Annotated in this window: 19 protein-coding genes; 13 read left to right on the forward strand and 6 right to left on the reverse strand. The window is 65.7% G+C overall.

Annotated elements, in window-relative coordinates; genetic code table 11:
* Positions 1-8: 8 nt before the first annotated feature.
* Together flgG and flgF are read right to left on the reverse strand one after the other, a co-directional pair.
* Positions 9-791 carry a flagellar basal-body rod protein FlgG gene (gene flgG, locus ACSLUQ_RS02750; RefSeq protein ID WP_417770859.1) on the reverse strand — a complete coding sequence of 261 codons (783 nt, stop codon included), beginning with the start codon at positions 789-791 and terminating at the stop codon, positions 9-11.
* A 26-nt stretch (positions 792-817) separates the two neighbouring features.
* Positions 818-1,555, reverse strand: coding sequence for a flagellar basal-body rod protein FlgF (gene flgF, locus ACSLUQ_RS02755; protein WP_417770858.1), 738 nt, complete (start codon positions 1,553-1,555; stop codon positions 818-820).
* Here flgF and ACSLUQ_RS02760 point away from each other — a divergent pair.
* The 6 genes from ACSLUQ_RS02760 (at position 1,554) to ACSLUQ_RS02785 (ending at position 8,791) form a co-directional block, all read left to right on the forward strand.
* Complete coding sequence (locus ACSLUQ_RS02760) at positions 1,554-1,775, forward strand: hypothetical protein (protein WP_461807646.1); 222 nt, start codon at positions 1,554-1,556, stop codon at positions 1,773-1,775. The genes flgF and ACSLUQ_RS02760 overlap by 2 nt on opposite strands.
* A gap of 63 nt (positions 1,776-1,838) precedes the next feature.
* Positions 1,839-2,348, forward strand: a complete 510-nt coding sequence (locus ACSLUQ_RS02765) for a flagellar basal body-associated FliL family protein (RefSeq protein ID WP_461807647.1) — start codon at positions 1,839-1,841, stop codon at positions 2,346-2,348.
* Between the two features lie 12 nt (positions 2,349-2,360).
* Positions 2,361-3,587, forward strand: coding sequence for a flagellar motor switch protein FliM (gene fliM, locus ACSLUQ_RS02770; RefSeq protein ID WP_417770856.1), 1,227 nt, complete (start codon positions 2,361-2,363; stop codon positions 3,585-3,587).
* Positions 3,584-4,075, forward strand: coding sequence for a DUF6468 domain-containing protein (locus ACSLUQ_RS02775; protein WP_417770855.1), 492 nt, complete (start codon positions 3,584-3,586; stop codon positions 4,073-4,075). Before fliM ends, ACSLUQ_RS02775 begins: the two co-directional genes overlap by 4 nt.
* The gene (locus ACSLUQ_RS02780) at positions 4,072-4,812 is read left to right on the forward strand and encodes a MotE family protein (RefSeq protein ID WP_461807648.1); all 741 of its coding nucleotides are present in this window, start codon (positions 4,072-4,074) and stop codon (positions 4,810-4,812) included. Before ACSLUQ_RS02775 ends, ACSLUQ_RS02780 begins: the two co-directional genes overlap by 4 nt.
* A 142-nt stretch (positions 4,813-4,954) precedes the next feature.
* Positions 4,955-8,791, forward strand: coding sequence for a tetratricopeptide repeat protein (locus ACSLUQ_RS02785; protein WP_461807649.1), 3,837 nt, complete (start codon positions 4,955-4,957; stop codon positions 8,789-8,791).
* Between the two features lie 55 nt (positions 8,792-8,846).
* On the opposite strand, the gene fliP is transcribed toward ACSLUQ_RS02785, so the two are convergent.
* Both fliP and ACSLUQ_RS02795 read right to left on the reverse strand, forming a co-directional pair.
* Entirely contained in the window at positions 8,847-9,644 is a 798-nt protein-coding gene (gene fliP / locus ACSLUQ_RS02790; protein ID WP_461807650.1) for a flagellar type III secretion system pore protein FliP, read from the reverse strand.
* On the reverse strand, positions 9,641-11,143 hold the full coding sequence (locus ACSLUQ_RS02795; protein ID WP_461807651.1) for a flagellar biosynthetic protein FliO: 1,503 nt from the start codon (positions 11,141-11,143) through the stop codon (positions 9,641-9,643). Before ACSLUQ_RS02795 ends, fliP begins: the two co-directional genes overlap by 4 nt.
* A 412-nt stretch (positions 11,144-11,555) precedes the next feature.
* On the opposite strand from ACSLUQ_RS02795, the gene flgB reads away from it, so the two are divergent.
* The 7 genes from flgB to cckA all read left to right on the forward strand — a co-directional run bounded on the left by flgB (position 11,556) and on the right by cckA (position 17,649).
* Positions 11,556-11,963 (forward strand): flagellar basal body rod protein FlgB, encoded by a 408-nt coding sequence (gene flgB, locus ACSLUQ_RS02800; RefSeq protein ID WP_417770851.1) that lies wholly within the window; start codon positions 11,556-11,558, stop codon positions 11,961-11,963.
* A 58-nt stretch (positions 11,964-12,021) separates the two neighbouring features.
* Complete coding sequence (gene flgC / locus ACSLUQ_RS02805; protein ID WP_417770850.1) at positions 12,022-12,432, forward strand: flagellar basal body rod protein FlgC; 411 nt, start codon at positions 12,022-12,024, stop codon at positions 12,430-12,432.
* A 48-nt stretch (positions 12,433-12,480) separates the two neighbouring features.
* On the forward strand, positions 12,481-12,795 hold the full coding sequence (gene fliE, locus ACSLUQ_RS02810; protein WP_417770849.1) for a flagellar hook-basal body complex protein FliE: 315 nt from the start codon (positions 12,481-12,483) through the stop codon (positions 12,793-12,795).
* A 114-nt stretch (positions 12,796-12,909) separates the two neighbouring features.
* A complete protein-coding gene (gene fliQ, locus ACSLUQ_RS02815; RefSeq protein WP_417770848.1) occupies positions 12,910-13,176 on the forward strand; it encodes a flagellar biosynthesis protein FliQ in 267 nt (88 codons plus the stop codon).
* A 4-nt stretch (positions 13,177-13,180) separates the two neighbouring features.
* Positions 13,181-13,954, forward strand: a complete 774-nt coding sequence (gene fliR, locus ACSLUQ_RS02820; protein WP_417770847.1) for a flagellar biosynthetic protein FliR — start codon at positions 13,181-13,183, stop codon at positions 13,952-13,954.
* A 4-nt stretch (positions 13,955-13,958) separates the two neighbouring features.
* Complete coding sequence (gene flhB, locus ACSLUQ_RS02825; RefSeq protein WP_417770846.1) at positions 13,959-15,032, forward strand: flagellar biosynthesis protein FlhB; 1,074 nt, start codon at positions 13,959-13,961, stop codon at positions 15,030-15,032.
* A gap of 73 nt (positions 15,033-15,105) precedes the next feature.
* A complete protein-coding gene (gene cckA / locus ACSLUQ_RS02830) occupies positions 15,106-17,649 on the forward strand; it encodes a cell cycle histidine kinase CckA (protein ID WP_461807652.1) in 2,544 nt (847 codons plus the stop codon).
* A 162-nt stretch (positions 17,650-17,811) separates the two neighbouring features.
* Here the strand turns inward: cckA and ACSLUQ_RS02835 are convergent, their stop codons facing one another.
* Entirely contained in the window at positions 17,812-18,303 is a 492-nt protein-coding gene (locus ACSLUQ_RS02835) for a hypothetical protein (RefSeq protein WP_417770844.1), read from the reverse strand.
* Positions 18,304-18,511: 208 nt separating this feature from the next.
* Positions 18,512-19,942: a coiled-coil domain-containing protein gene (locus tag ACSLUQ_RS02840; protein WP_461807653.1), complete on the reverse strand. Its 1,431-nt coding sequence runs from the start codon at positions 19,940-19,942 to the stop codon at positions 18,512-18,514.
* Positions 19,943-19,966 lie beyond the last annotated feature (24 nt).

Genomic DNA, 19,966 nt, shown 5'->3' on the forward strand with positions numbered 1-19,966 from the left:
CGGCCTCCTTAGCGCAGGTTCGAGGTCGTGCCGTACATCTCGTCGGCTGCCTTGATGATGCGGGAGTTCATTTCGTAGGCGCGCTGGGCGGCGATCAGGTCGGAGATCTCAGAGACCGCCTCGACATTGGCCATTTCCAGGTGCTTCTGCATCAGATCGCCGAACCCGTCCTCACCGGGAACGCCGACAACGGCCGCGCCGCTCGATTCCGTCTCGAGGAACAAGTTGTCGCCGATGGCTTCGAGGCCCGACTTGTTGATGAAGCGGGCGGTCTGGAGCTGGCCCAGCTGCTGCACGGCGCCGGCGGCGTCGATGATCTGCACCTGTCCGTCGGCGGAGATCGTCGTGTCGCGCGCTTCCTGGGGGATGACGATGCCCGGGGCGACGGCGTAACCGTCGACGGTGACGAGCTGGCCGTTGGCATCACGCTCGAACGAGCCGTCGCGAGTGTATGCGGTGGTGCCGTCCGGCATCTGGATCTGGAAGAAGCCTTCGCCGCGAATGGCGATGTCGAGGTCCTTGCCGGTCTCGCTGAGATTGCCCTGGGTCATGATACGGGCGGTGGAGGCCGTCTTGACGCCCGAGCCGATCTGCACGCCGGTCGGCACGATGGTGCCGGTGGACGAGGTGTTGGTGCCCATGCGGCGCAGGTTCTGGTAGAGCAGATCCTGGAAGTCGGCCCGCTGGCGCTTGTAGCCAGTGGTGCGCATGTTGGCGATGTTGTTCGAGATGACCTCGACATTGAGCTCCTGGGCTCGCATGCCGGTCGCCGCGATGTGAAGTGCCTTCATGGTGGGATCCTTCCTTCTCGCTGCCGTCAGGCCTGTAGGGAGCCGAGGCGTTCAATCGCCTTGCGAAGCAGGTCGTCGCCGTCCTGCATCATCTTGGAGATCGATGTGTAGCTGCGGGTGATCTCGATCATCCGGGAAACCTCGACGACGCCGGAGACGTTCGACTTCTCGATGGCGCCCTGGAGAACGCGGACCTGCTGGGCAGGCTGCGGGTTTTCACCGGAATAGAGATTGTCGCCGATCCGCTTCAGATACTGGTAATTTTCGAAGGCGACGACGCGCAGAGTGTCCTTCACGCCAGCCGAGGTGCTGATGGTGCCGTCCTTGGCGAAGGTGAGGTTGGTCTCGTTGGCATCGAAAACGATCGGGCCGCCCTCGCCGAGAACCGGCAGGCCGTCGGCGGTCACCAACTGGCCGGTGTTGTCGAGGTGAAGCGAGCCGGCACGGGTGTAGCGCTCACCGTCGGGCGTCTGCACGGCGAGAAAGCCGTCACCCTCAAGCGCCAGATCGAGCGTGCCGCCGGTCAACGAGATGTCGCCGGGCTCGAAGTTCGACGCTGCGCCATAGTCGAGAACGTAGGACAGCTCCCGGTCCGGCTGCTCGAAGTTCGAGGCCTCGGCCACAGGCATCAGGTACTCCTCGAACAGGAGCCGCTGGGCCTTGAAGCCGTTGGTGTTCAAGTTGGCCAGGTTGTTGGCCACCACATTCAACTGGTTTCGAAGTGCCGCCTGACGCGACAGTCCGATCAGGAGTGAATTCTCCATGACGTTTGTTCCTATGCTCCCCAGCGAGCATCTGGTCTCCCCAGATCAGATGCCGTTAACCATCAAGCAGACATCGTGCCAGTTTGAGGATTCGCGGAATTCAGCCGATTTCGCCTCGGTGGGGCTGGCCCTGCACGGCAGTTTCGAGCCGGTAGGCTTGCCGGGCGGCAAAATTTGCCTTGTCGTGCAAAACGCCAGGGGCTTGGTAACTTCTCGTTAACCATTTCCGCTTTAGAAATTAAGCATACGCGCGGGAGGGATGCGCAGCGGAAGAGATAGCAAGATGACAGCTGATGCTGATGCGGCCGAGGCCGAGGCCACCGAAGGCGGTGGCAAGTCCAAGAAGAAGCTGATCATCATTGCCGCGGCCGGTCTGGTCCTGCTCCTGGGCGGGGGTGGCGGAGCGGCCTACTTCCTCGGCTTCCTGGGCGGCGGCACGCCGGCTGCGGTGCCGGCGGAAGGCGGAGCGGAGGCTCCCCCGGCGCAGAAGCCGGCGGTGTTCTACGACCTTCCCGAGATGACCGTGAACCTCTCGACCGGCGGTCGCGCGACATACCTGAAGGTACGTATCGCTCTTGAGGTTGTAGACTCGGATGTATTGTCCAAGATCGAGCCGTATCTGCCGCGCATCCTCGATGCGTTCCAGGTCTATCTGCGCGAGCTTCGTCCGGCGGACCTGGAGGGCTCGTCTGGGCTCTTCCGGTTGAAGGAGGAGCTGCTGCGACGCATCAACACCGCTGTCTATCCGGCGCGGGTCGAAGGCGTCCTGTTCAAGGAAATCCTCGTTCAGTAGGACTTTGGGTCAATGGCCGAAGACGACGATCTCGACAACATCGACGAAGCCTGGGGCGAGGCGCTTGCCGAGCAGATGGGCGACGAAGGCGAGGAAGACGACGATCTTGCCGCCGCGTGGGGTGCCGCGCTGGAGGAGCAGGGTGTCGCCGCCGGCGACGACATGGCCTCCCAATGGGCGGCGATGATCGACGACAACGAGCCCGAGCTCGAGAACGCCACGCGCGGCGCCGACCGTATCCTCAACCAGGAAGAGATCGACAACCTCCTCGGCTTCAACATCGAGGACACGATTGCCGCCGACCAGAGCGGCATCCGCGCGCTGATCAACTCGGCGATGGTCTCCTACGAGCGTCTGCCGATGCTCGAGATCGTCTTCGACCGTCTGGTTCGCCTGACGACGACGAGCCTGCGTAATTTCACCTCGGACAACGTCGAGGTGTCGCTCGACACGATTTCGTCGGTGCGTTTTGGCGACTACCTGAACTCGATCCCGCTGCCGGCGATCCTCGGCGTGTTCAAGGCCGAGGAATGGGACGGCTTCGGTCTCTGCACGGTGGAATCGAGCCTGATCTATTCGATCATCGACGTCCTGCTCGGCGGTGGCCGGGGCATGTCGGCGGTGCGCGTCGAGGGGCGTCCCTACACGACGATCGAGAGCAATCTCGTGCGCCGGATGATCGAAATCATCATGCACGACATGGAGCAGGCGTTCTCGCCACTGTCTCCGGTCCACTTCAATCTCGAACGGCTGGAGACCAATCCGCGTTTCGCGGCGATCTCCCGTCCTGCCAACGCGGCCATCCTTGTCGAGCTTCGCATCGACATGGAGGACCGGGGCGGCAAGATCGAGATCATGATGCCCTACGCGACGCTCGAGCCGATCCGCGATCTGCTCCTGCAGATGTTCATGGGCGAGAAGTTCGGCCGCGATCCGATCTGGGAAGGCCATCTGGCGACCGAGATCTTCTCGGCCGAGGTGAATGTCGATGCGGTGCTGCACGAGACGCATGTGCCGCTCGGCCGGGTTCTCGACCTGAAGGTTGGGGAAACCCTGCTTTTCGACGTGTCGCCGAACGATCCCGTGTCGATCAAGTGCGGCGGCATCCCGCTCACTCAGGGTACGATGGGCAAGGACGAGGATTCGATTGCCATTCGCGTCGACCGCGGCCTGCAAAAACCGAAAATGACGTTGGCCGCTTTCGAGCGCGCGATGCAAAAGGAAATGGATCCGACATGAGCACGCTGCCCCTCGGACTGATCATCGAAACCCTCGTTGCCGTGCTGCTGATGGTCACGATCGGGTATTGCGTCGTGCTCAACAAGCGCCTGAAGCGGCTGCGTGCCGACGAGGAAGCGCTGCGGGCCACCATTTCCGAGCTGATCACGGCGTCGGAAATCGCCGAACGCGCCATTCTCGGGCTCAAGGCGACGGCTGGCGAGGCCGACCGGACCCTCGGACAGCGGCTGGTCGACGCCGAGCGCATGTCGCACGATCTCGCCGAGCAGGTCGCGAAGGGCAATGTTGTGCTTGACCGCATCACCCAGATCACCGAGGCGGCGAAGCCCGTCCAGAGTGCCGCTGCCGCCGCCGCGTCCGTGCAGGCTCCGGCGGAGCCGGCGCGCCCGGCCCCTGCGATGCGGGCCAGCGACATCCGCTCCGCCGCAATCGAGGCGACGGCGCGTCTCGAGCACTTCCGCAAGCGCACAGCGGAGCAGGCTGCATGACAAGCCTGCGTCTCTTTCCCACACTTCTGCTTGCGGCGAGTGCTCTTCTGGGCGTGAAGCTGCTTGCCTTCGTGCTGGACGGAGAGCATCCGACTTCCATCGGCATGGCGATGGCGCAGGAAACAGGCGCCGCGGGCGCTGCCTCGGCTGATGCCGGCGCGCCGGCGGCAACCGCAGGAACGCCGACGCCGCTCGACTCCGCGGCCGGTGACATGATGCAGGGCGACGCGGGCCAGGTCGGCGCCGATGGCGAGGTTTTGCCACAGGGGCTCGAGGTCGGCAGCTCGATCGCCGAGCGCAAGGTTCTGGAATCCCTCTCCGGCCGGCGCCGCGAACTCGACCAGCGCGAGAAGCAGGCGGATCTGCGCCAGCAGCTTCTCAAGGCGACCGAGGACCGGCTGCAGAAGAAGGTCGACGAGATGACCGCGCTCGAGCAGAGCATCAAGTCGATGCGCGACGAGCAGGAAAAGAAGAAGAACGAGGAACTCAAGGGGCTCATCGTCATGTATGAGGCGATGAAGCCGAAGGACGCCGCGCGCATCTTCGACCGCCTCGATCTCGAGATCCTGCTCAAGGTGACCCGTCAGATGAAGCCGCGCAAGCTTGCCGACGTCATGGCGAAGATGTCACCCGATGCCAGCGAACGGCTCACCGTCGCGCTTGTCACCGGGCATCTACCCGAGGAAAAGACCGAGGCGCCTATGACCCAGGCGCTGCCCAAGATCATGGGCAACTGAGGGCGCCGCAGCGCGTCCCGTCCGCTCCGCTCGCCGCCGTGCCGCGTCGGGCGTTGAGCCTTGTTTCCTGCCATCGGTTAAAGAGGGCGTTAAGCCGAAGCCGGTAGGATGCGGCTTCATTTCATGCGCGATGAGGAGCCCGGTGAGTACAGTCGGCCGGAGAACGCAGACACTTCGTTCCGCCGGCGGCATCGCCGCCGCGGGGCTTTGGCGTGCCTGCCTGTCGCCGGTCCGGGCGGCTCTTTCGATCCTTGCGGTCGTGCTCGTGCTGGTTCCGGCCATAGCCTCCGCCGAGACACTCAACGCCGATATCGTGGCGAGCGAGGAGAAGGGCTACGGTCGGATCGTCATCACCTTCCGGGACCGGGCGCTGCTTCCCGAATATGACGCTCTTTCGGCCAATGGCGTGCTGCGCATCCGTTTTCGCGACGTGGTCATGGCCCAGGTCGAAAGCGTGCCTGTCAACATGCCGCAGTATGTCTCCATTGCCCGGCGCGACCCGGACGGATCTGCGATCCGCTTCGCGCTGATGCGCGACTTCCGCGTGAACACCATGGAGGCGGGCGAAAAGCTCTTTATCGATCTTCTGCCCGCAAGCTGGCAGGGCCTGCCTCCCGGGCTTCCGGACGACGTGGTGCGCGAGCTCGCCCGACGGGCGGAGGAAGCCATCCGCCGCGCCCGCGCGCTCGAGCAGGCGCGCCTGAAGGGGCAGGAGGAGCCGACCGTCGAGCTGTCCGTCGGCACGAATCCGACGTTCACCAGGCTGTCCTTCGACTGGAACGTGAACTTCGATTCCGCCTTCGTGCGCGAGGGCGACATGGTCAAGCTCACCTTCAATCAGGATGCCCCGCTCGATCTGTCCGATCTCAAGGCGCATCTCCCCCCCGGGGTGATCGATGCAACGTCCTTCAGTGATCAGGGCAAGCTCAAGTTTCTTCTGAGGGTTGCGCCCGCGGTCGACATCCGCGCGTTTCGCGAGGGCGACAGCTATGTCGTCGACGTGACGCCTCCGCAGATGCCCAAGGATCCGGTGAATGCGGCAATCGACGAGGCGCTGAACGCCGACGCCGGTGTTGCAAGCGCTCCGACCGGTGTCATCGAGGCGCCGGGCAGGGCGCCGGCGGTGACGGCCCCGGCGGGCCAGGTTGCCGGTCCTGATATCGAGACCGCGCCGCCGGCGGCCGGCGATGCCGCAGCCAGGCGCGCCCCGCAGCCGGCATCCGCCGAAGCCGCGGCTCTGCCGGTTCCTCCTACGCCTGCTCCCGACCCCGCGCCGGAGACCGTCGCCGAGGCAGCCCCTCCGGCTACACCGATTTCGACCGCCGATGTCATGGTGGCGCCGCCTGCTGCCCCGGCTGCGGGAGAGAGCGTGGCGCGTGGTGGCGGCGCGTTGCCTCCGGCAATCGACCTGACGAAGATCGGTGGCGCCTCGCCGGCGGATGCCAATGCCTCGTCAACGCCGCCCGCTGCCTCGCCCGAGCGTCCGCCGGTGGGATATGACGACGAGAGCCGTCGCTTCGTTGCGGTCGAGGCCCGTCGCATCGGCGACATGGTTCGTGTGGTCTTCCCGTTCTCGGAGCGCATTTCCTCCGCTGTGTTCCGTCGTCACCAGAGCTTCTTCCTGGTTTTCGACACAAGCGATCCCATCGACGTACGCGGCATGCGCTCCGTTCTGTCGGACATGGTCGATGCGGTGGAGGTCGATGGCGACGGCGGCAACGGCTGGCAGACGATCCGCATCGATCTCGGCAAGGATGCGCTGGCGACGGTCGGCGTCGACGGCAGTTCCTGGATCATGACCATCGGCGACACGATTCTGGAGCCGTCGCGCCCGCTGACGCTTGACCGTACGGTGCGCGGCGACGGCGGCACCGTGATTACCATTCCTTTCCGCGAGCCCGGCAAGGTTCGTGAGGTTCACGATCCCTTTGTTGGCGACATGGTCACGGTCGTCACCGGCTTCGGGCCGGCGCGCGGTGTTCTGAAGCCGCAGCGGTTTGTCGAATTCGACGCTCTGATGTCGGCGCATGGTGTCGCCGTGGTGCGCAAGACCGACGATCTTTCGGTCGCCACGGAGGGCGACACGATCGTGCTCGAGAGGCCGCGCGGACTGTATGTGTCGCATGGCAGCCTCGATGAAGGAACGCGGGTCCTCAAGCCGACGGCTGATCCGAATGCGGCGAGCCACATCGACCTCGGCAAGATCATGTCGAGCGACACCAAGGACTTTCTGCTGAAGATCAAGGCGATGGAGTTCAACATCGCCAACACGCCGGAGAGCGCCCGACGCGTGCCGCGCATGAACATGGCTCGGTTCTACCTGGCCCACGGGTTCGCGCATGAGGCGCTGGGACTGATGCGGCTTGCCTCCGAGGAGGATCCGCTGCTCGAACGCGATGCGACCTTCAACCTGCTGATGGGCGCGGCGCAGGTGCTTGCCGCCCGTCCGAAGGAGGCGCTTGCCTTTTTGAACAAGCCGGCGCTTCTCAACAGCCCCGATGCCGCGATCTGGCGGACGATCGCCAGCGCGGGGCAGCGCGACTGGAACGAGGCCCGCCTGTCCCTGCCGCGCGGGCGCGCCGTCGTTGGCAACTATCCCGTCTTCATCCAGACCGAGTTCAATCTCGCCGCAGCGCAGACGATGGTCGAGATCAACGACTATGGCCAGGCGGCGGCGGTGCTCGCGGAGATCGACCCGAGCCTTGCCACCCACGCGCAGGCGGCGCGCTACGACATCATTCGCGGCCAGATCGCCGATGCCTCCGGCCGCTCGCGCGAGGCGCTGACCGCGTTCGATCTGGTCAAGCGCTCGGACGTGCGCCCGCTCGCCGCCGAGGCGACCTATCGGGCGCTGCGCATCCGTCATCGCGACGGAGAGGTCGACACCGCCGATGCCATCGATCAGCTCGGCGGTCTCGCCACGTCCTGGCGCGGCGACGAGACCGAGCTGAAGACACTGCGGTTCCTCGCTCAGCTTGAGGCGCAGGCGGGCAACTATCGCGAGGCCTTCGAGGCGATGCAGTCCGCCCTGCAGGCGAACGCGGGAGCAGAAACGACACGGCTGCTGCAGGATGAGATGGGGGCTGTCTTCAGCAACCTGTTCCTGCGGGGCGGGGCCGACAAGATGGAGCCGATCAAGGCGCTGGCGCTGTTCTACGATTTCCGCGAGATGACGCCAGTTGGACGACGCGGCGATGAAATGGTGCGTCGCCTTGCGAACCGATTGGTTGCGATGGATCTGCTCGACCAGGCGGGCGAGTTGCTGCGCCACCAGATCGATCACCGGCTCAAGGGCGCGGCGCGCGCCCAGGTCGCTGCCGACCTTGGGGTGGTCTACCTGATGGACCGCAAGCCGGAGAAGGCGTTGCGCATTCTCAACCAGACCCGCCAGGCCAAGCTTCCCCGCGAGCTGGAGCGCCAGCGCAACATCGTCGAGGCGCGAGCCCTGACGGAGAATGGCCGCCCCGACCTTGCGCTCGAGATCGTGCGCAACATGCGCGGCGAGGATGTCGAGCGGCTGCGGGCCGACACGCTTTGGGCGGCGCAAAGCTGGCGCGAGGCGGGCGAGCAGCTGGAAGGTCTTCTCGGTGGGCGTTGGTCCGACGACGTGCCGCTGGCCGACCAGGAGCGCACGGACATCCTGCGCGCGGCAATCGCCTATTCGCTCGCCGACGATGCCTTCAGCCTGAGCAGGCTGCAGTCGAAGTTCGGGGAGAAGATGAGCAACAGCCCGGACGCGAAGGCCTTCAGCGTCGTGACGCGTCCGGCTGACGAGCGCGGCACCGAATTTCTGTCGGTTCTCGACAACCTCAACGGGATCGACTCGCTCGACGTGTTCCTGGCCGAATACCAGCGCAAGTACCTGCATCCGAGCGTGCCGGGCGTCGATGATGGTACGCCGCTCGAGAGCCCGCAGGACAAGACGGTCGACAATGGCGCGGACGGCGGCATGGTCGCCGCGGCAGCCGGCAAGACCTGAAGTCCGCCCGAGGTCTGAGCCTGCCCCGGCACGAGGCCGCCCGCGCGTGTCGCGTCTATCCGGTGGCGAAGCTCTGGATGAGGCTTCCCGCGATCAGGTTCCAGCCGTCCACCAGCACGAAGAAGATGAGCTTGAACGGCAAGGAGATCACCACCGGCGGCAGCATCATCATGCCCATCGACATAAGCACCGAGGCGATCACAAGGTCGATGATCAGGAACGGCAGGTAGAGCAGGAAGCCGATCTCGAAGGCGCGGCGCAACTCGCTGATCATGAAGGCGGGCACGAGAATGCGCAGGCTCAGCTCCTCCGGCGTGGCGGGGGCTGGCTGGCCGGACATCTCGACGAACAGCCGCACGTCCGTTTCGCGCACATTGGCGCGCATGAAGGCGTGGAACGGAACCGAGGCGCGCTCGAACGCTTCACTAAGCTCGATGTTTCCGTCGACCAGCGGTTGGACGCCCTCGTTATAGGCCGTCTCGAAGACCGGCATCATGATGAAGGCGGTGAGGAACAGCGCCAGAGACGTCATGACGGCGTTGGGCGGTGCGGTCTGCAGGCCGATGGCCGAGCGCAGCAGCGACAGCACCACGACGATCCGGGTGAAGCTCGTCACCATGACGAGCACGGACGGAGCGAGGCTGAGGATCGTCAGCAGCGCGACGAGCTGCACCGCGCGCTCGGTCAGCGTGGTTCCTTCGCCGAAGCCGATGGAAATGTCCTGGGCGAAGGCCGGCGCGGCCAGGCCAACGGTCGCCAGACCGATTGCAAGCGCGGCGACCTTCACACGGCGTGCGCGGAGCCCGGTCCGGGGACCGGATCCCTCTGCCGGGGCTCCGCGGCTTTCGCTCATGATTTGCGCGGTCCGCTGATTTCACTCAGAAGGCGCGCCATCTCTTCCTCGATCGCATCCATCGAAGTGGCCTGACCGGTACGGGCGGGTGCCGCTTCGTCCTTTGCCGCGTCCGGCGTTGCGTCGTCGCCCTTTTCCGAGCTGGCCTCGGTCGCGGCGGCGGCCGGTGTATCCGGCTTGTCCTGGCTTGCGGCGGGCTCGGTGACGGAGGGAGCTTTCCGCTCCTCTTCCACCGGCTGCCTGGGGGCCGGCTCTGTCTTTTCGACGGAGCTGCCGAGCTCGGCGAGAAGCGCATCTTCGAGCGAACTGTCCAGGGCGTGGTCGGAAGCGACCGGGGGCTTCACCTCGGCGGCTGCTTGCGTGGTGGCCTGTTCGGGGCGGGCAGGGGCGCTATCAGCCGGCTTCGGGGCGGGGCGCGATGCACCACCGAGGCTGGAGAAGCTGCTGGCGGCAGGTGCGGAGGGGCGTGCGGAGGTCGGGCTCACGCCGGCGAGACTGCCGCGCGCAGAGGTGGTGTCGTCCTGCTTTTCAGTGGACGGCTCCACCGGCTTTTCGGCGCCAGTCTCCGCACCGTCGGCGTCGCGCGCCGGATTGCTTGCGTGCGGATAGGCGGTGCGGGCATTGGCCGCCGGTCCCGAGGACGGCGGGGTGATCGTGCGGCGCATGGGAGCGGGGTCGCGACGCCAGGACGGCTCGGCGGCCGGTGCCGGGCGCGCCGGCTCGGGCGCCTTGGCCTCGCCCGTCGCGGGGGTGTCGGCGCGGGTTGTCGCACGCCGGGCCAGGCCGGCAACGGCGGCGCCGGCGGCGGCAACCGCAGATCCCGCGGCGGCGGCCGAGGCGCCGGTGCGGCGCAGTGCGGCGGAGGCTGCTTCGCCCGCAGCCGGCTGCGGTGCGCGCGGCTGCGGCTGCGGCTGCTGTGTTGGCGTCACCGGGCGCAGGGTCGGCGCGGCAACGGGCGCGCGCGGCTGGGCGGGAGCCTGCGGCGCGGCGGCGGGCCGGACGGGCGCGCTCTGCGGCGTGGCAATCCGTGCCGACGGCGCTTCCGGCTGCATCGCGGGCTGTTGAGGTGCCATCTGGACGGGCGCGGGCGTCGCGGCCTGCGGGGCGGTCGCCGGCTCGACGGGAACCGCCGGGGTTTCCATCGGGGGCGGAACGAAGGCCGCGTTCTGCTGGCGCGGATAGGCCTGCGCAACGGGAACGCCGCGCACGATGTTCTGCTCGACGACCACGTCGCTCGGCCCACCGACGAGAATCAGGTGTTCGACATTGTCGCGCCGGATCAGCACCAGACGGCGCCGGGCGTCGAGAGCGGCCGCATCCATCACGGCAATACGCGGCTGCCGAGAGCGTCCGCCGAGCGCGCGCGTGCTTGCGATGCGTCTCAGCACCCAGACAAAGATGGAGATGAGCGCGAGGACGATAATCACGGCGATGAAGAAGCCGATGCCGCGCGCCCAGCCCGGCTCCATCTGGAAGGTATCGACCAGCCAACTTGTCATGCCCAACGGCCTTTTCTTCTCGGCGGCGGATCGGCGCCGGTGCGCGCGTCCGTACCCTGGTTTGTGAAAGCGCCGGCGGGCGGCGCCTCCTTCCTTCTTGTGCATGCCGCTTGCGAGGCGCCCGAGCAAGATGCCCGTGACGGTTCTTCGCAAGCGGTGCGAATCCTTCAATTAACGCTCTTCTTTATCCGTTTTGCGCGATTCCCTCAAAGAGGGAAGCTGCAAGCAGGATCGAATCCGGGCAAAAAGTGCCGATATCGCTTCGCATTCTGCCATCTTGCGGCCGAGGTGTCCTGGCTGGCGCAGGAGAACCGCCATTCAATTCTTACCAGTCGGTTAATCGTTAACCCGGTGTTAACCATATGGGCGGCAGGATCTGCCTAGTTCGAAAAATCGCCCACGGAGCCCGGCCATGTCGGTCACGAACCTGCCTCTCTTCCAGATGCTGAAGTCGAAGATGCAATGGCATCAGACGCGGCAGGGCGTGCTCGCCGAGAACATCGCCAATTCCGATACACCCGGCTACGAGGGGCGCGATCTCAAGAGCTTCAGTTTCGATGACGCGATGCAGCACGGAAGCATCGGCCTTGAAACGGCGCGGACCTCTTCCGGTCATCTGGCCGGTTCGATGGTGCATGAGACAGGCGGGTCGAAGGTCAAGCCCGTCGGCGGTTTCGAGGTCACGCCGGATGGCAACTCGGTGACCCTCGAGGAGCAGATGATGAAGGTGACCGAGAACCAGCTCGACTATCAGGCTGTCGCTTCGCTCTATTCCAAGAGCCTCGGCCTCATCCGAACCGCGCTGTCGCGCAACGGTTAATCCCCGCGAGTCGGGCGGGCGCGGGTCTCTGCGCCCGCCGGGTCCGAAGGAGTGAGACATGGATTTCGTCAAGTCGATCTTCGTCGCTGCGAGCGGCCTGAAGGCCCAGAGCGGGCGGATGCGCATCATCGCGGAGAATATCGCCAACGCCGATTCGACCGGCCGCTCGCCGACCGAGGATCCCTATCGGCGCAAGATCCCGACGTTCCACGCCACGCTCGATCGCGAGCTGAAGGCGGAAGTCGTGGAGCTTGGGCCCGTCGAGGTCGACAAGAGCGACTTCAAGACGCGCTATGAGCCCGGTCATCCGGCCGCCGATGCGAGCGGTACCGTGCGGACGCCGAATGTCGACACGCTGGTTGAGATGGTCGACATGCGCGAGGCGCAGCGCTCCTACGAGGCGAACCTCAATCTCATCAGCGCCACAAGGCGCATGGTCCAGAAGACCCTCGAGATCCTGCGCGCCTGATCGGCGCTGTCCACGTCACAAGAATTCTGAGCCAACGGAGCCGCAGCCATGTCCATCCCGTCGATCGCCGCGAATGCCTATCGCATCACGTCGGCCCTTTCCGGCGCGAATCAGGATACGCAGGCAAAGGCCACCTCCATGGGTGCCCCCGACTTTGCCGGCATGGTAAAGTCGGCGGTGGAAAACGTCGTCGACCAGGGCAAGAAGTCCGACCAGCAGGCCATGGCGCTTGCCGAGGGCAAGGCCAACGTGGTCGATGTGGTGACGGCGGTCGCCGAGACCGAGGTCGCGATGGAGACGCTGGTCTCCGTGCGTGACCGGGTGATCTCCGCCTACCAGGAGATCATGCGCATGCCGATCTGACGCACCGCGCGGATCGGCTGGCCGGCGCGGCGACGGAAGCGCGGGCGCGCGGGGCTCACGGCGAAATGCCGACGGACCACGCTGCGGGCCGAGCCGGACAAGACGGATGCGAGCATGACCGGACCTGAAGTTCTGGATATCGCGCGGGAAGGGGTCTGGACCCTGATCATCATATCGGCCCCGCCGATGGTCGTCGGACTGCTGGTTGGCGTGGTCATCGCGCTCTTCCAGGCGTTGACCCAGATCCAGGAAATGACGCTCGTCTTCGTTCCCAAGATCCTGGCTATCTTCCTCACCTTGCTGATCACGCTGCCCTTCATGGGCCAGGTGCTGTCTGCCTTCACGGCACGGGTCGCCAATCTGATCATCGCGGGCGGCTAGCATCATGCAGTTCTCCGTCCAGATGCTTCCCGGCGTCGCCCTGGTCTTCATGCTGATCTTCGCACGTATCGGCACGATGCTGATGCTGATGCCGGCGCTCGGCGAAGGCTCGATCCCTTCACGGGTCCGCCTGTCGCTGGCCTTGATCCTGACGATGGTTTTCTTCCCCATGGCGCAGCCGCTGTATCAGGTCGACGCGGCCTCGAGCATGCCGCGCATCCTTCAGCTTTTCGCCATGGAATTCGGTATCGGCTTCTTCATCGGGCTGGGCGCGCGGATGATCACCTATGCGCTTTCCATCGCCGGCCTGATCATCGCCAACCAGTCGGGCCTTGCCTTCGCCATGGCCACGGACCCGACCATGGACGGACAGCAGGGTGCGGTGATCGGTGCTTTCCTCAGCCTGCTCGCGGTGACGTTGATCTTCGCGACGAACCTGCATTATCTGACGATTGCGGCGATGAACGACAGCTTTCGCCTGTTTCCGCCAGGTGGCATGATGCCGGTGGGCGATTTCGCCCAGATGGCGACCGATATGGTGGGCGAGATCTTCGGCATCGCCATGCGCATCTCGGCTCCGTTCCTTGTCGTCGGTCTCGTCTTCTATTTCGGTCTCGGCCTGCTCAACAAGCTGATGCCGCAGATGCAGATCTTCTTCATCGCCATGCCGCTCAACATCGCCATTGGCGGGCTCATGCTCTTCGCCCTGCTGGTGACGATGATGATGTGGTACCTGTCGCACTTCGAAACGGCCCTGGGCCGGTTCATCGCGGGATAGGGCGATGTCCGAGCAAGACGCTTCCGAAAAAACAGAAGACCCCACGCAAAAAAAGCTCGACGACGCGCTCGAACGCGGCGACGTGGCCAAGAGCCAGGAGGTCTCCACCTGGTTCGCCATGCTCGGCACCGGCCTGGTCATCGCGATCATGGCGCCGGGAGCGGCCGAGGGGGTCTACACGGCGTTGCGCGGGTATCTGGTCCATGCGCATGAAATCCCGGTCGACGGCGCCGGACTGACACTGCTGTGGCGCGACACGGGACTGAAGATCGCCGGTATTCTCGCATTGCCGCTGCTGATGCTGCTGGTGCTCGCGGTGGCCGGCAACATGGTTCAGCACAACCTCATCTGGACCACGGAGCGGATGAAGCCGAAGATGGAGAAGATTTCTCCCGCCGCCGGCTTCAAGCGGCTGTTCTCGTCCGAAAGCCTGGTCAATTTCGCGAAGGGGCTGGTCAAGATCTTTGTCGTCGGCGGGCTGATGGCCGCGGTTCTGTGGCCCCGGCGTGACGAGATCGACACGATGATCATGCGCGATACCGGCGTTCTTCTGGAGGAAGTGCGCGGGCTGGTGCTGCAGCTCATCATCGCCCTGCTGTCGGTCATGACGGTTGTGGCCGCGCTCGATTTCCTCTGGCAGCGCCAGAAGTGGTTCGAGAAGCAGAAGATGAGCATTCGCGACATCAAGGACGAATACAAGCAGACGGAAGGCGATCCGCTGGTCAAGGGCAAGATCCGGCAGTTGCGCATGGAGCGGTCGCGCAAGCGCATGATGGCCGCGGTGCCGGAGGCGACGGTGGTCGTCACCAACCCGACGCACTTCGCCGTTGCGCTGAAATACGAGCAGGGAATGCAGGCGCCCATCTGCGTTGCCAAGGGCTCGGACCGGATTGCACTGCGCATCCGCGAGCTCGCGCGGGAGAACGAGGTGCCGGTGGTCGAGAACCCGCCACTCGCCCGGGCGCTGTTCGCGGCCATCGACATCGATCAGGAAGTGCCGGAAGATCAGTATCGCGCTGTGGCGGAAGTCATCGGATTCGTTTATCGAATGCGGGAACGCAGATCCTGGCGCAGTTGATTGCCAGTGACCGGTTGTCCATCGTCCAGTGTCGGGAGCGCGGAGCCTGACCGGGCGTCCTTCGGGGGTTGGAATGAGTGAGATCGAACCGATGTCCCGTGGCGCGGTCGTGGAACGGCCCGAGCGCTCGGGAAGCATCGGCCTTCTGATCGTCCTGGCGCTCGGGCTCGTGGCGGCTGCGGCGGGTCTGGCGTTTCTGCCGCATGATGCGGCGGAACCCTTTGTGCTTGCCCTGCTCGGGGTGCTGGCCGTGGTCGGCGTGTTCTCGCTGTTCGCGGGCGCCATCGGGCTTGTGCGCTTCAGCGCCCGCCAGTCGGCCAGTCCGCTGCCGGCCGCCTTTCTCGATTCCTTCGACGATGGCGTCCTCATCTGCGAGCGCGACGGGCGCATCGTCTATTCCAACAGTGCCTATGCGGAACTGATCGGCGCGGAGACCCCGGCCGAGGTGCGCGGCGTCGAGCGGGTCTTCTCCTCCGATCCGTCCGCGACCGACGCGATCTTCCGCCTGTCGCGCGCAGTTGCCGAGGAAGGCAGCGGCGAGGAGGAGGTCCGTCTGCCGCATCCGCTCGGGCACAGCGACGGCGACCCGCGCTGGTACCGGGTCAAGGTGCGCCCGATCGACCTGCCGGGCGGAACACGACGCGGCCCGGCCGCCACCGTCTGGCAGCTTGCCGACATCAGCGGCGACCGCACCGAGCAGGAAACCTCGTTCCAGGAATTGCAGCGGGTCATCAACTTCCTCGACCATGCACCGGCGGGCTTCTTCTCCTGCGACGGCGGCGGTCGGGTGGTCTATCTCAACGCCACGCTTGCCGACTGGCTTGGCTACGATCTGGTCCAGTTCGAGGCCGGAACGCTGCGCCTTTCCGACTTCATCAGGGGCGACGGGGCGGGGCTGCTGTTGTCGCTTCAGGGACGTGCCGGGGAGGTCAAGAGTGAGACCTTCGACCTGGACCTTGTCGCGCGCAACGGGCGCGGCGTTCCGGTGCGTATCCTGCACCGGGTGCCCTTCGACGCCGAAGGCCGGGCGGGCGAGAGCCGGACACTTGTGCTGAATCGCTCCAAGGGAGAAGATTCGGCCGAGGCGCTGCGCTCCTCCGAGGTTCGTTTCGCGCGTTTCTTCAACAATACGCCGATTGCCATCGCCTCGATCTCGCGCAGCGGCGACATTCGCAAGACGAACGCCCCCTTCGTTCGGCTGTTCGGCACCTCGGATGGCGGGGAGGCGGCCGTCAAGCTGGTCGACCTCGTTGCGCCGGCTTCCCGCCAGCGCCTTGGCGAGCTTCTCGTCGCCGCGGCCGACGGGCAGAGCGAGATCCTGCCGCTCGACGTTCGGCTCGATGAGCGCGAGGACGGGCGCTCGGCGACCGTCTATGTCTCGGCGGTGCGCGACGGCGAGGAGGATGGCGACGTCGCCATCGTCTACGTGCTGGAGACGACGGCGCAGCGCGCACTCGAGGTGCAGTTCGCGCAGGGGCAGAAGATGCAGGCCATCGGCCAGCTCGCCGGCGGCGTCGCGCATGATTTCAACAACGTCCTGACAGCGATTATCGGCTTTTCCGACCTGCTGCTGGCCAGCCACCGGCCGAGCGACCCGTCCTTCCAGGACATCATGAACATCAAGCAGAACGCCAACCGGGCCGCAGGCCTGGTGCGTCAGCTGCTTGCCTTCTCCCGCCGCCAGACGCTGCGGCCGAAGGAACTGGCGTTGAACGACGTTCTCGCGGATCTTTCCATCCTGCTCGACCGGTTGCTGGGCGAGAAGGTCGAGCTCAGCGTCGTGCACGGCCGCGATCTGTGGCCGATCATGGCCGACCTCAATCAGCTCGAGCAGGTGATCGTCAACCTGTCCGTCAACGCGCGTGACGCCATGCCCAGGGGCGGGCATCTCACCATCCGCACGCTCAACGTCGACGAGGAACAGTCGCGCTCCTACGACAACACCCGCGGCATGCCGGCCTCGGACTATGTGCTGATCGAGGTGGTCGACACGGGCACCGGCATGACGCCGGAGGTGATGGAGAAGATCTTCGAGCCGTTCTTCTCGACCAAGGACGTGGGCAAGGGCACCGGGCTCGGCCTTTCGACGGTCTATGGCATCGTCAAGCAGACGGGCGGCTTCATTTTTTGCTCGAGCGAGATTGATGTCGGCACCGCCTTCCGGATCTTCCTGCCGCGCCATGTGCGCAACGAGGCGGAGCAGGTGGAGGTGAAGCCGGTCGAACAGACGCCGCTCACCGATCTCACCGGCTCGGCCACCATCCTGCTCGTCGAGGACGAGGAGGCGGTACGGGCCTTCGCCGCCCGTGCGCTGACCTCGCGCGGCTACACCGTGCACGAGGCCTCGAGCGGCGCGGAAGCCCTGGAGATCATGGAAGAGACGGGAGGCGACGTCGATCTGGTCGTCTCCGACGTGGTCATGCCGGAGATGGATGGTCCTTCGCTTCTGCGCGAGCTGCGCAAGACCCGGCCGGACCTCAAGATCATCTTCGTTTCCGGCTATGCTGAGGATGCCTTCGAGAAGAACCTGCCGGAGAACCAGAAGTTCTCCTTCCTGCCGAAGCCCTTCACGCTGAAGCAGCTTGCGACCGTGGTGAAGGACGTCCTGTCCAGCTGATGCGCGGCGGGCTTTGCGGCCCGCGCGCAAGGGGGCGAGGATGGGAACCGGTTGGAACCGGGACAACGAAAGAAAGCAAAAAAGGCCGCCGGCATCAGCCGGCGGCCTTTCTCGTTTTGCGGGGAAGAAACGACAGTGTCCGGCCCATAAGGGCCGGGCTTCCTAGTTGCAGGTCGATGCCGCCTCGGCCTTGGTCTTGAGCCCGACAAGGCTCTCGCGGTTGTTGTACTGCGGCTGGGTGAGCGTGAAGACCTGCTCCAGCGCGGTGCCGGCGTTGTTGACCACGGCGACGTCCTGAACGACGAGCGTGTCGCAGTTCGCGCCCTGGAAGCGGACGCGGATGCGGAACTTGCGCGGGCCGTTGTCGGAGGGGCCGAACTCGCTGTCGAGGGCAGGGTTGGCCTGGGTGACGGTGCGCTCGAGCACCACCATGTTCGGCTGGTTCTGGGCGATGGCCGTGCCGCGTTCGACCGCATTGGCGACGATGGTCTGGCGCACGGTCTCCGGCTGGGCGCGCACGCGAAGGGACTGAGCGCCCGCGGGCACGGTCAGAACGGGGGCGTCCGGCGTTGTCGGGCGGCTGGTTCTCCGTCCTGTGTCGCAGGCCGCAAGAGCGAGGGCGGCGACGAAGAGAACGGTCAATCGAAGATACATTTCAAATCCATCCTTCTGCGGCATTGCGCATGCAATCGGACAAGCGGATTTTCTGCCTTCCGGTACGATCACAACGGATGTCACGGAAAACGGTTCCTTCGGCCCGGCCCTGCTTCCGGTCCGGCATCCATCAGGATGCGCCCGCGCAAGTTAACAGACCCTGCGTGAGGTGGCACCCTTGGCAGTTCGTTCAGGAGGGGAGTGGAGCCTAAAAGCTGTCACCTGTGTCGAAGCCGCCACCGCCAAAGGACCCACCGCCGGAAAAGCCGCCTCCGCCGAACGAGCCGCCGCCCCGTTCACCGCCCATGGAGCCAGGCAGGCCGATGCCGCCGGGAAAGCCGATGTCGCGCCCGTGGCGGCTGCGCTTGCGGCGGGATTTCTCCGCCTTGGCCCAGTAGTCGGCACCTGACAATGCGCCCTTGGCCAGTTCGCCGAGGAGCACGCCGGTGAGGCTGTCATCGTTGAAGGTCGAATCCCAGGTGTCATACCCCTTGCGGCGAAACTGGCGGGTTACCTTGACCAGCTCGTCGCGCCGGCGTTCAAGGTCGCGCAGGCTCCGCTGCTCGCTCTCGAGCGTGCCCGTGGCCTGATCGATCCGTGCCTCGAGGTCCTGCAGGCGGCGCACGATCTGTTCGTCCTCGCGCGATGGCGTGGCAAGGGCCTCCTTCCAGAGCTGGGACAGCTCCTCGGAGCGCAGCGACCGAAGCAGGGCGTCCTCGGCGCTGCGGTAGTCCGCATCCTCGCCGGCGAGGAACGGCTGTTCCCTGCGGGTGACGTCCTCAAGTTCGGTCTCGAGTTTCTCCAGCCGCGCCGTTGTTTCCTCGATGCCGGTCTCCGCCGTCTCGATGATGCCGGCCAGATCCGTGCCGGCGATTTCGGCGGCGACCTTGCGGGAGAATTCCCCCAGGCGCGCCTGCTCGGCGGCGGCTTCCGCCTCGCGGTCGCTGGCATAGCCGTCGAGCCTTTCGGGAATCTCCACCAGCATGGCGTAGTTGGGGCGCGCGTCCTGATAGCGGATGAGCCCGGCGACCCAGCGGTCGAGCAGGCGCACCAGCCCGCCGTGACGGTAGGCGGGGGTGCCGAAGCCGCGTTGCCACAGATAGAGGAAGAGCGGGTCGCGCTCGTAGGCCCGGCCCTTCTCGGCGCGGTCGGTTGCCGCGAGCTTCGCTTTCTCGCGGGCCGCGTCCGCTGTCTTGCGGGCTTCTTCGGCGCGGATGCGCTGGCCGGCATACTCGGGGTTTGCCTCCAGCCGTGTGTCGACCTCGTCCAGAATGGCATCAAGGCGGTCGCTGGCCGCGTCGCGGTCGCGGGTGAGCTTGCGCCGCGCCTCGGTCAGCTCGGTGATCTCGGAGGTGAGCGCGTCATGCTCGGCGCGCAGCGACGACTGCGCGAGGTCGCGCTGCTCGAGCCGCTTGCGGGCCTCCGCCTCGTCCTTGTCGATCCGCTGGCCGAAGGCGTGCTCGCCCGCGTCGCGCAGGCGGAAGCGCGCCAGTTCGCGGAACGCATCGAGCTCCGCGCGGCGCAGGTCGGCGATGTCGCTCATCGCCAGTTCGACAGTGCGTTTGACCGAGGCTTCCTCGCGGCGAAGCTCGCTGAGCGTGCGCTCGATAGAGCCCAGGGTCTGCCGTCCGCTCACCATTCCCGTGTCCACCTCGACCTGTCA

Source organism: Stappia sp. ICDLI1TA098 (genome assembly GCF_054880955.1).

Excerpts from the sequence above, each read along its gene's own strand:
- flgG (WP_417770859.1), bottom strand. The coding sequence starts at position 791 with ATGAAGGCACTTCACATCGCGGCGACCGGCATGCGAGCCCAGGAGCTC.
- ACSLUQ_RS02760 (WP_461807646.1), top strand. The coding sequence starts at position 1,554 with ATGACGTTTGTTCCTATGCTCCCCAGCGAGCATCTGGTCTCCCCAGAT.
- flgF (WP_417770858.1), bottom strand. The coding sequence starts at position 1,555 with ATGGAGAATTCACTCCTGATCGGACTGTCGCGTCAGGCGGCACTTCGA.
- ACSLUQ_RS02765 (WP_461807647.1), top strand. The coding sequence starts at position 1,839 with ATGACAGCTGATGCTGATGCGGCCGAGGCCGAGGCCACCGAAGGCGGT.
- fliM (WP_417770856.1), top strand. The coding sequence starts at position 2,361 with ATGGCCGAAGACGACGATCTCGACAACATCGACGAAGCCTGGGGCGAG.
- ACSLUQ_RS02775 (WP_417770855.1), top strand. The coding sequence starts at position 3,584 with ATGAGCACGCTGCCCCTCGGACTGATCATCGAAACCCTCGTTGCCGTG.
- ACSLUQ_RS02780 (WP_461807648.1), top strand. The coding sequence starts at position 4,072 with ATGACAAGCCTGCGTCTCTTTCCCACACTTCTGCTTGCGGCGAGTGCT.
- fliP (WP_461807650.1), bottom strand. The coding sequence starts at position 9,644 with ATGAGCGAAAGCCGCGGAGCCCCGGCAGAGGGATCCGGTCCCCGGACC.
- ACSLUQ_RS02795 (WP_461807651.1), bottom strand. The coding sequence starts at position 11,143 with ATGACAAGTTGGCTGGTCGATACCTTCCAGATGGAGCCGGGCTGGGCG.
- flgB (WP_417770851.1), top strand. The coding sequence starts at position 11,556 with ATGTCGGTCACGAACCTGCCTCTCTTCCAGATGCTGAAGTCGAAGATG.
- flgC (WP_417770850.1), top strand. The coding sequence starts at position 12,022 with ATGGATTTCGTCAAGTCGATCTTCGTCGCTGCGAGCGGCCTGAAGGCC.
- fliE (WP_417770849.1), top strand. The coding sequence starts at position 12,481 with ATGTCCATCCCGTCGATCGCCGCGAATGCCTATCGCATCACGTCGGCC.
- fliQ (WP_417770848.1), top strand. The coding sequence starts at position 12,910 with ATGACCGGACCTGAAGTTCTGGATATCGCGCGGGAAGGGGTCTGGACC.
- fliR (WP_417770847.1), top strand. The coding sequence starts at position 13,181 with ATGCAGTTCTCCGTCCAGATGCTTCCCGGCGTCGCCCTGGTCTTCATG.
- flhB (WP_417770846.1), top strand. The coding sequence starts at position 13,959 with ATGTCCGAGCAAGACGCTTCCGAAAAAACAGAAGACCCCACGCAAAAA.
- cckA (WP_461807652.1), top strand. The coding sequence starts at position 15,106 with ATGAGTGAGATCGAACCGATGTCCCGTGGCGCGGTCGTGGAACGGCCC.
- ACSLUQ_RS02835 (WP_417770844.1), bottom strand. The coding sequence starts at position 18,303 with ATGTATCTTCGATTGACCGTTCTCTTCGTCGCCGCCCTCGCTCTTGCG.
- ACSLUQ_RS02840 (WP_461807653.1), bottom strand. The coding sequence starts at position 19,942 with ATGGTGAGCGGACGGCAGACCCTGGGCTCTATCGAGCGCACGCTCAGC.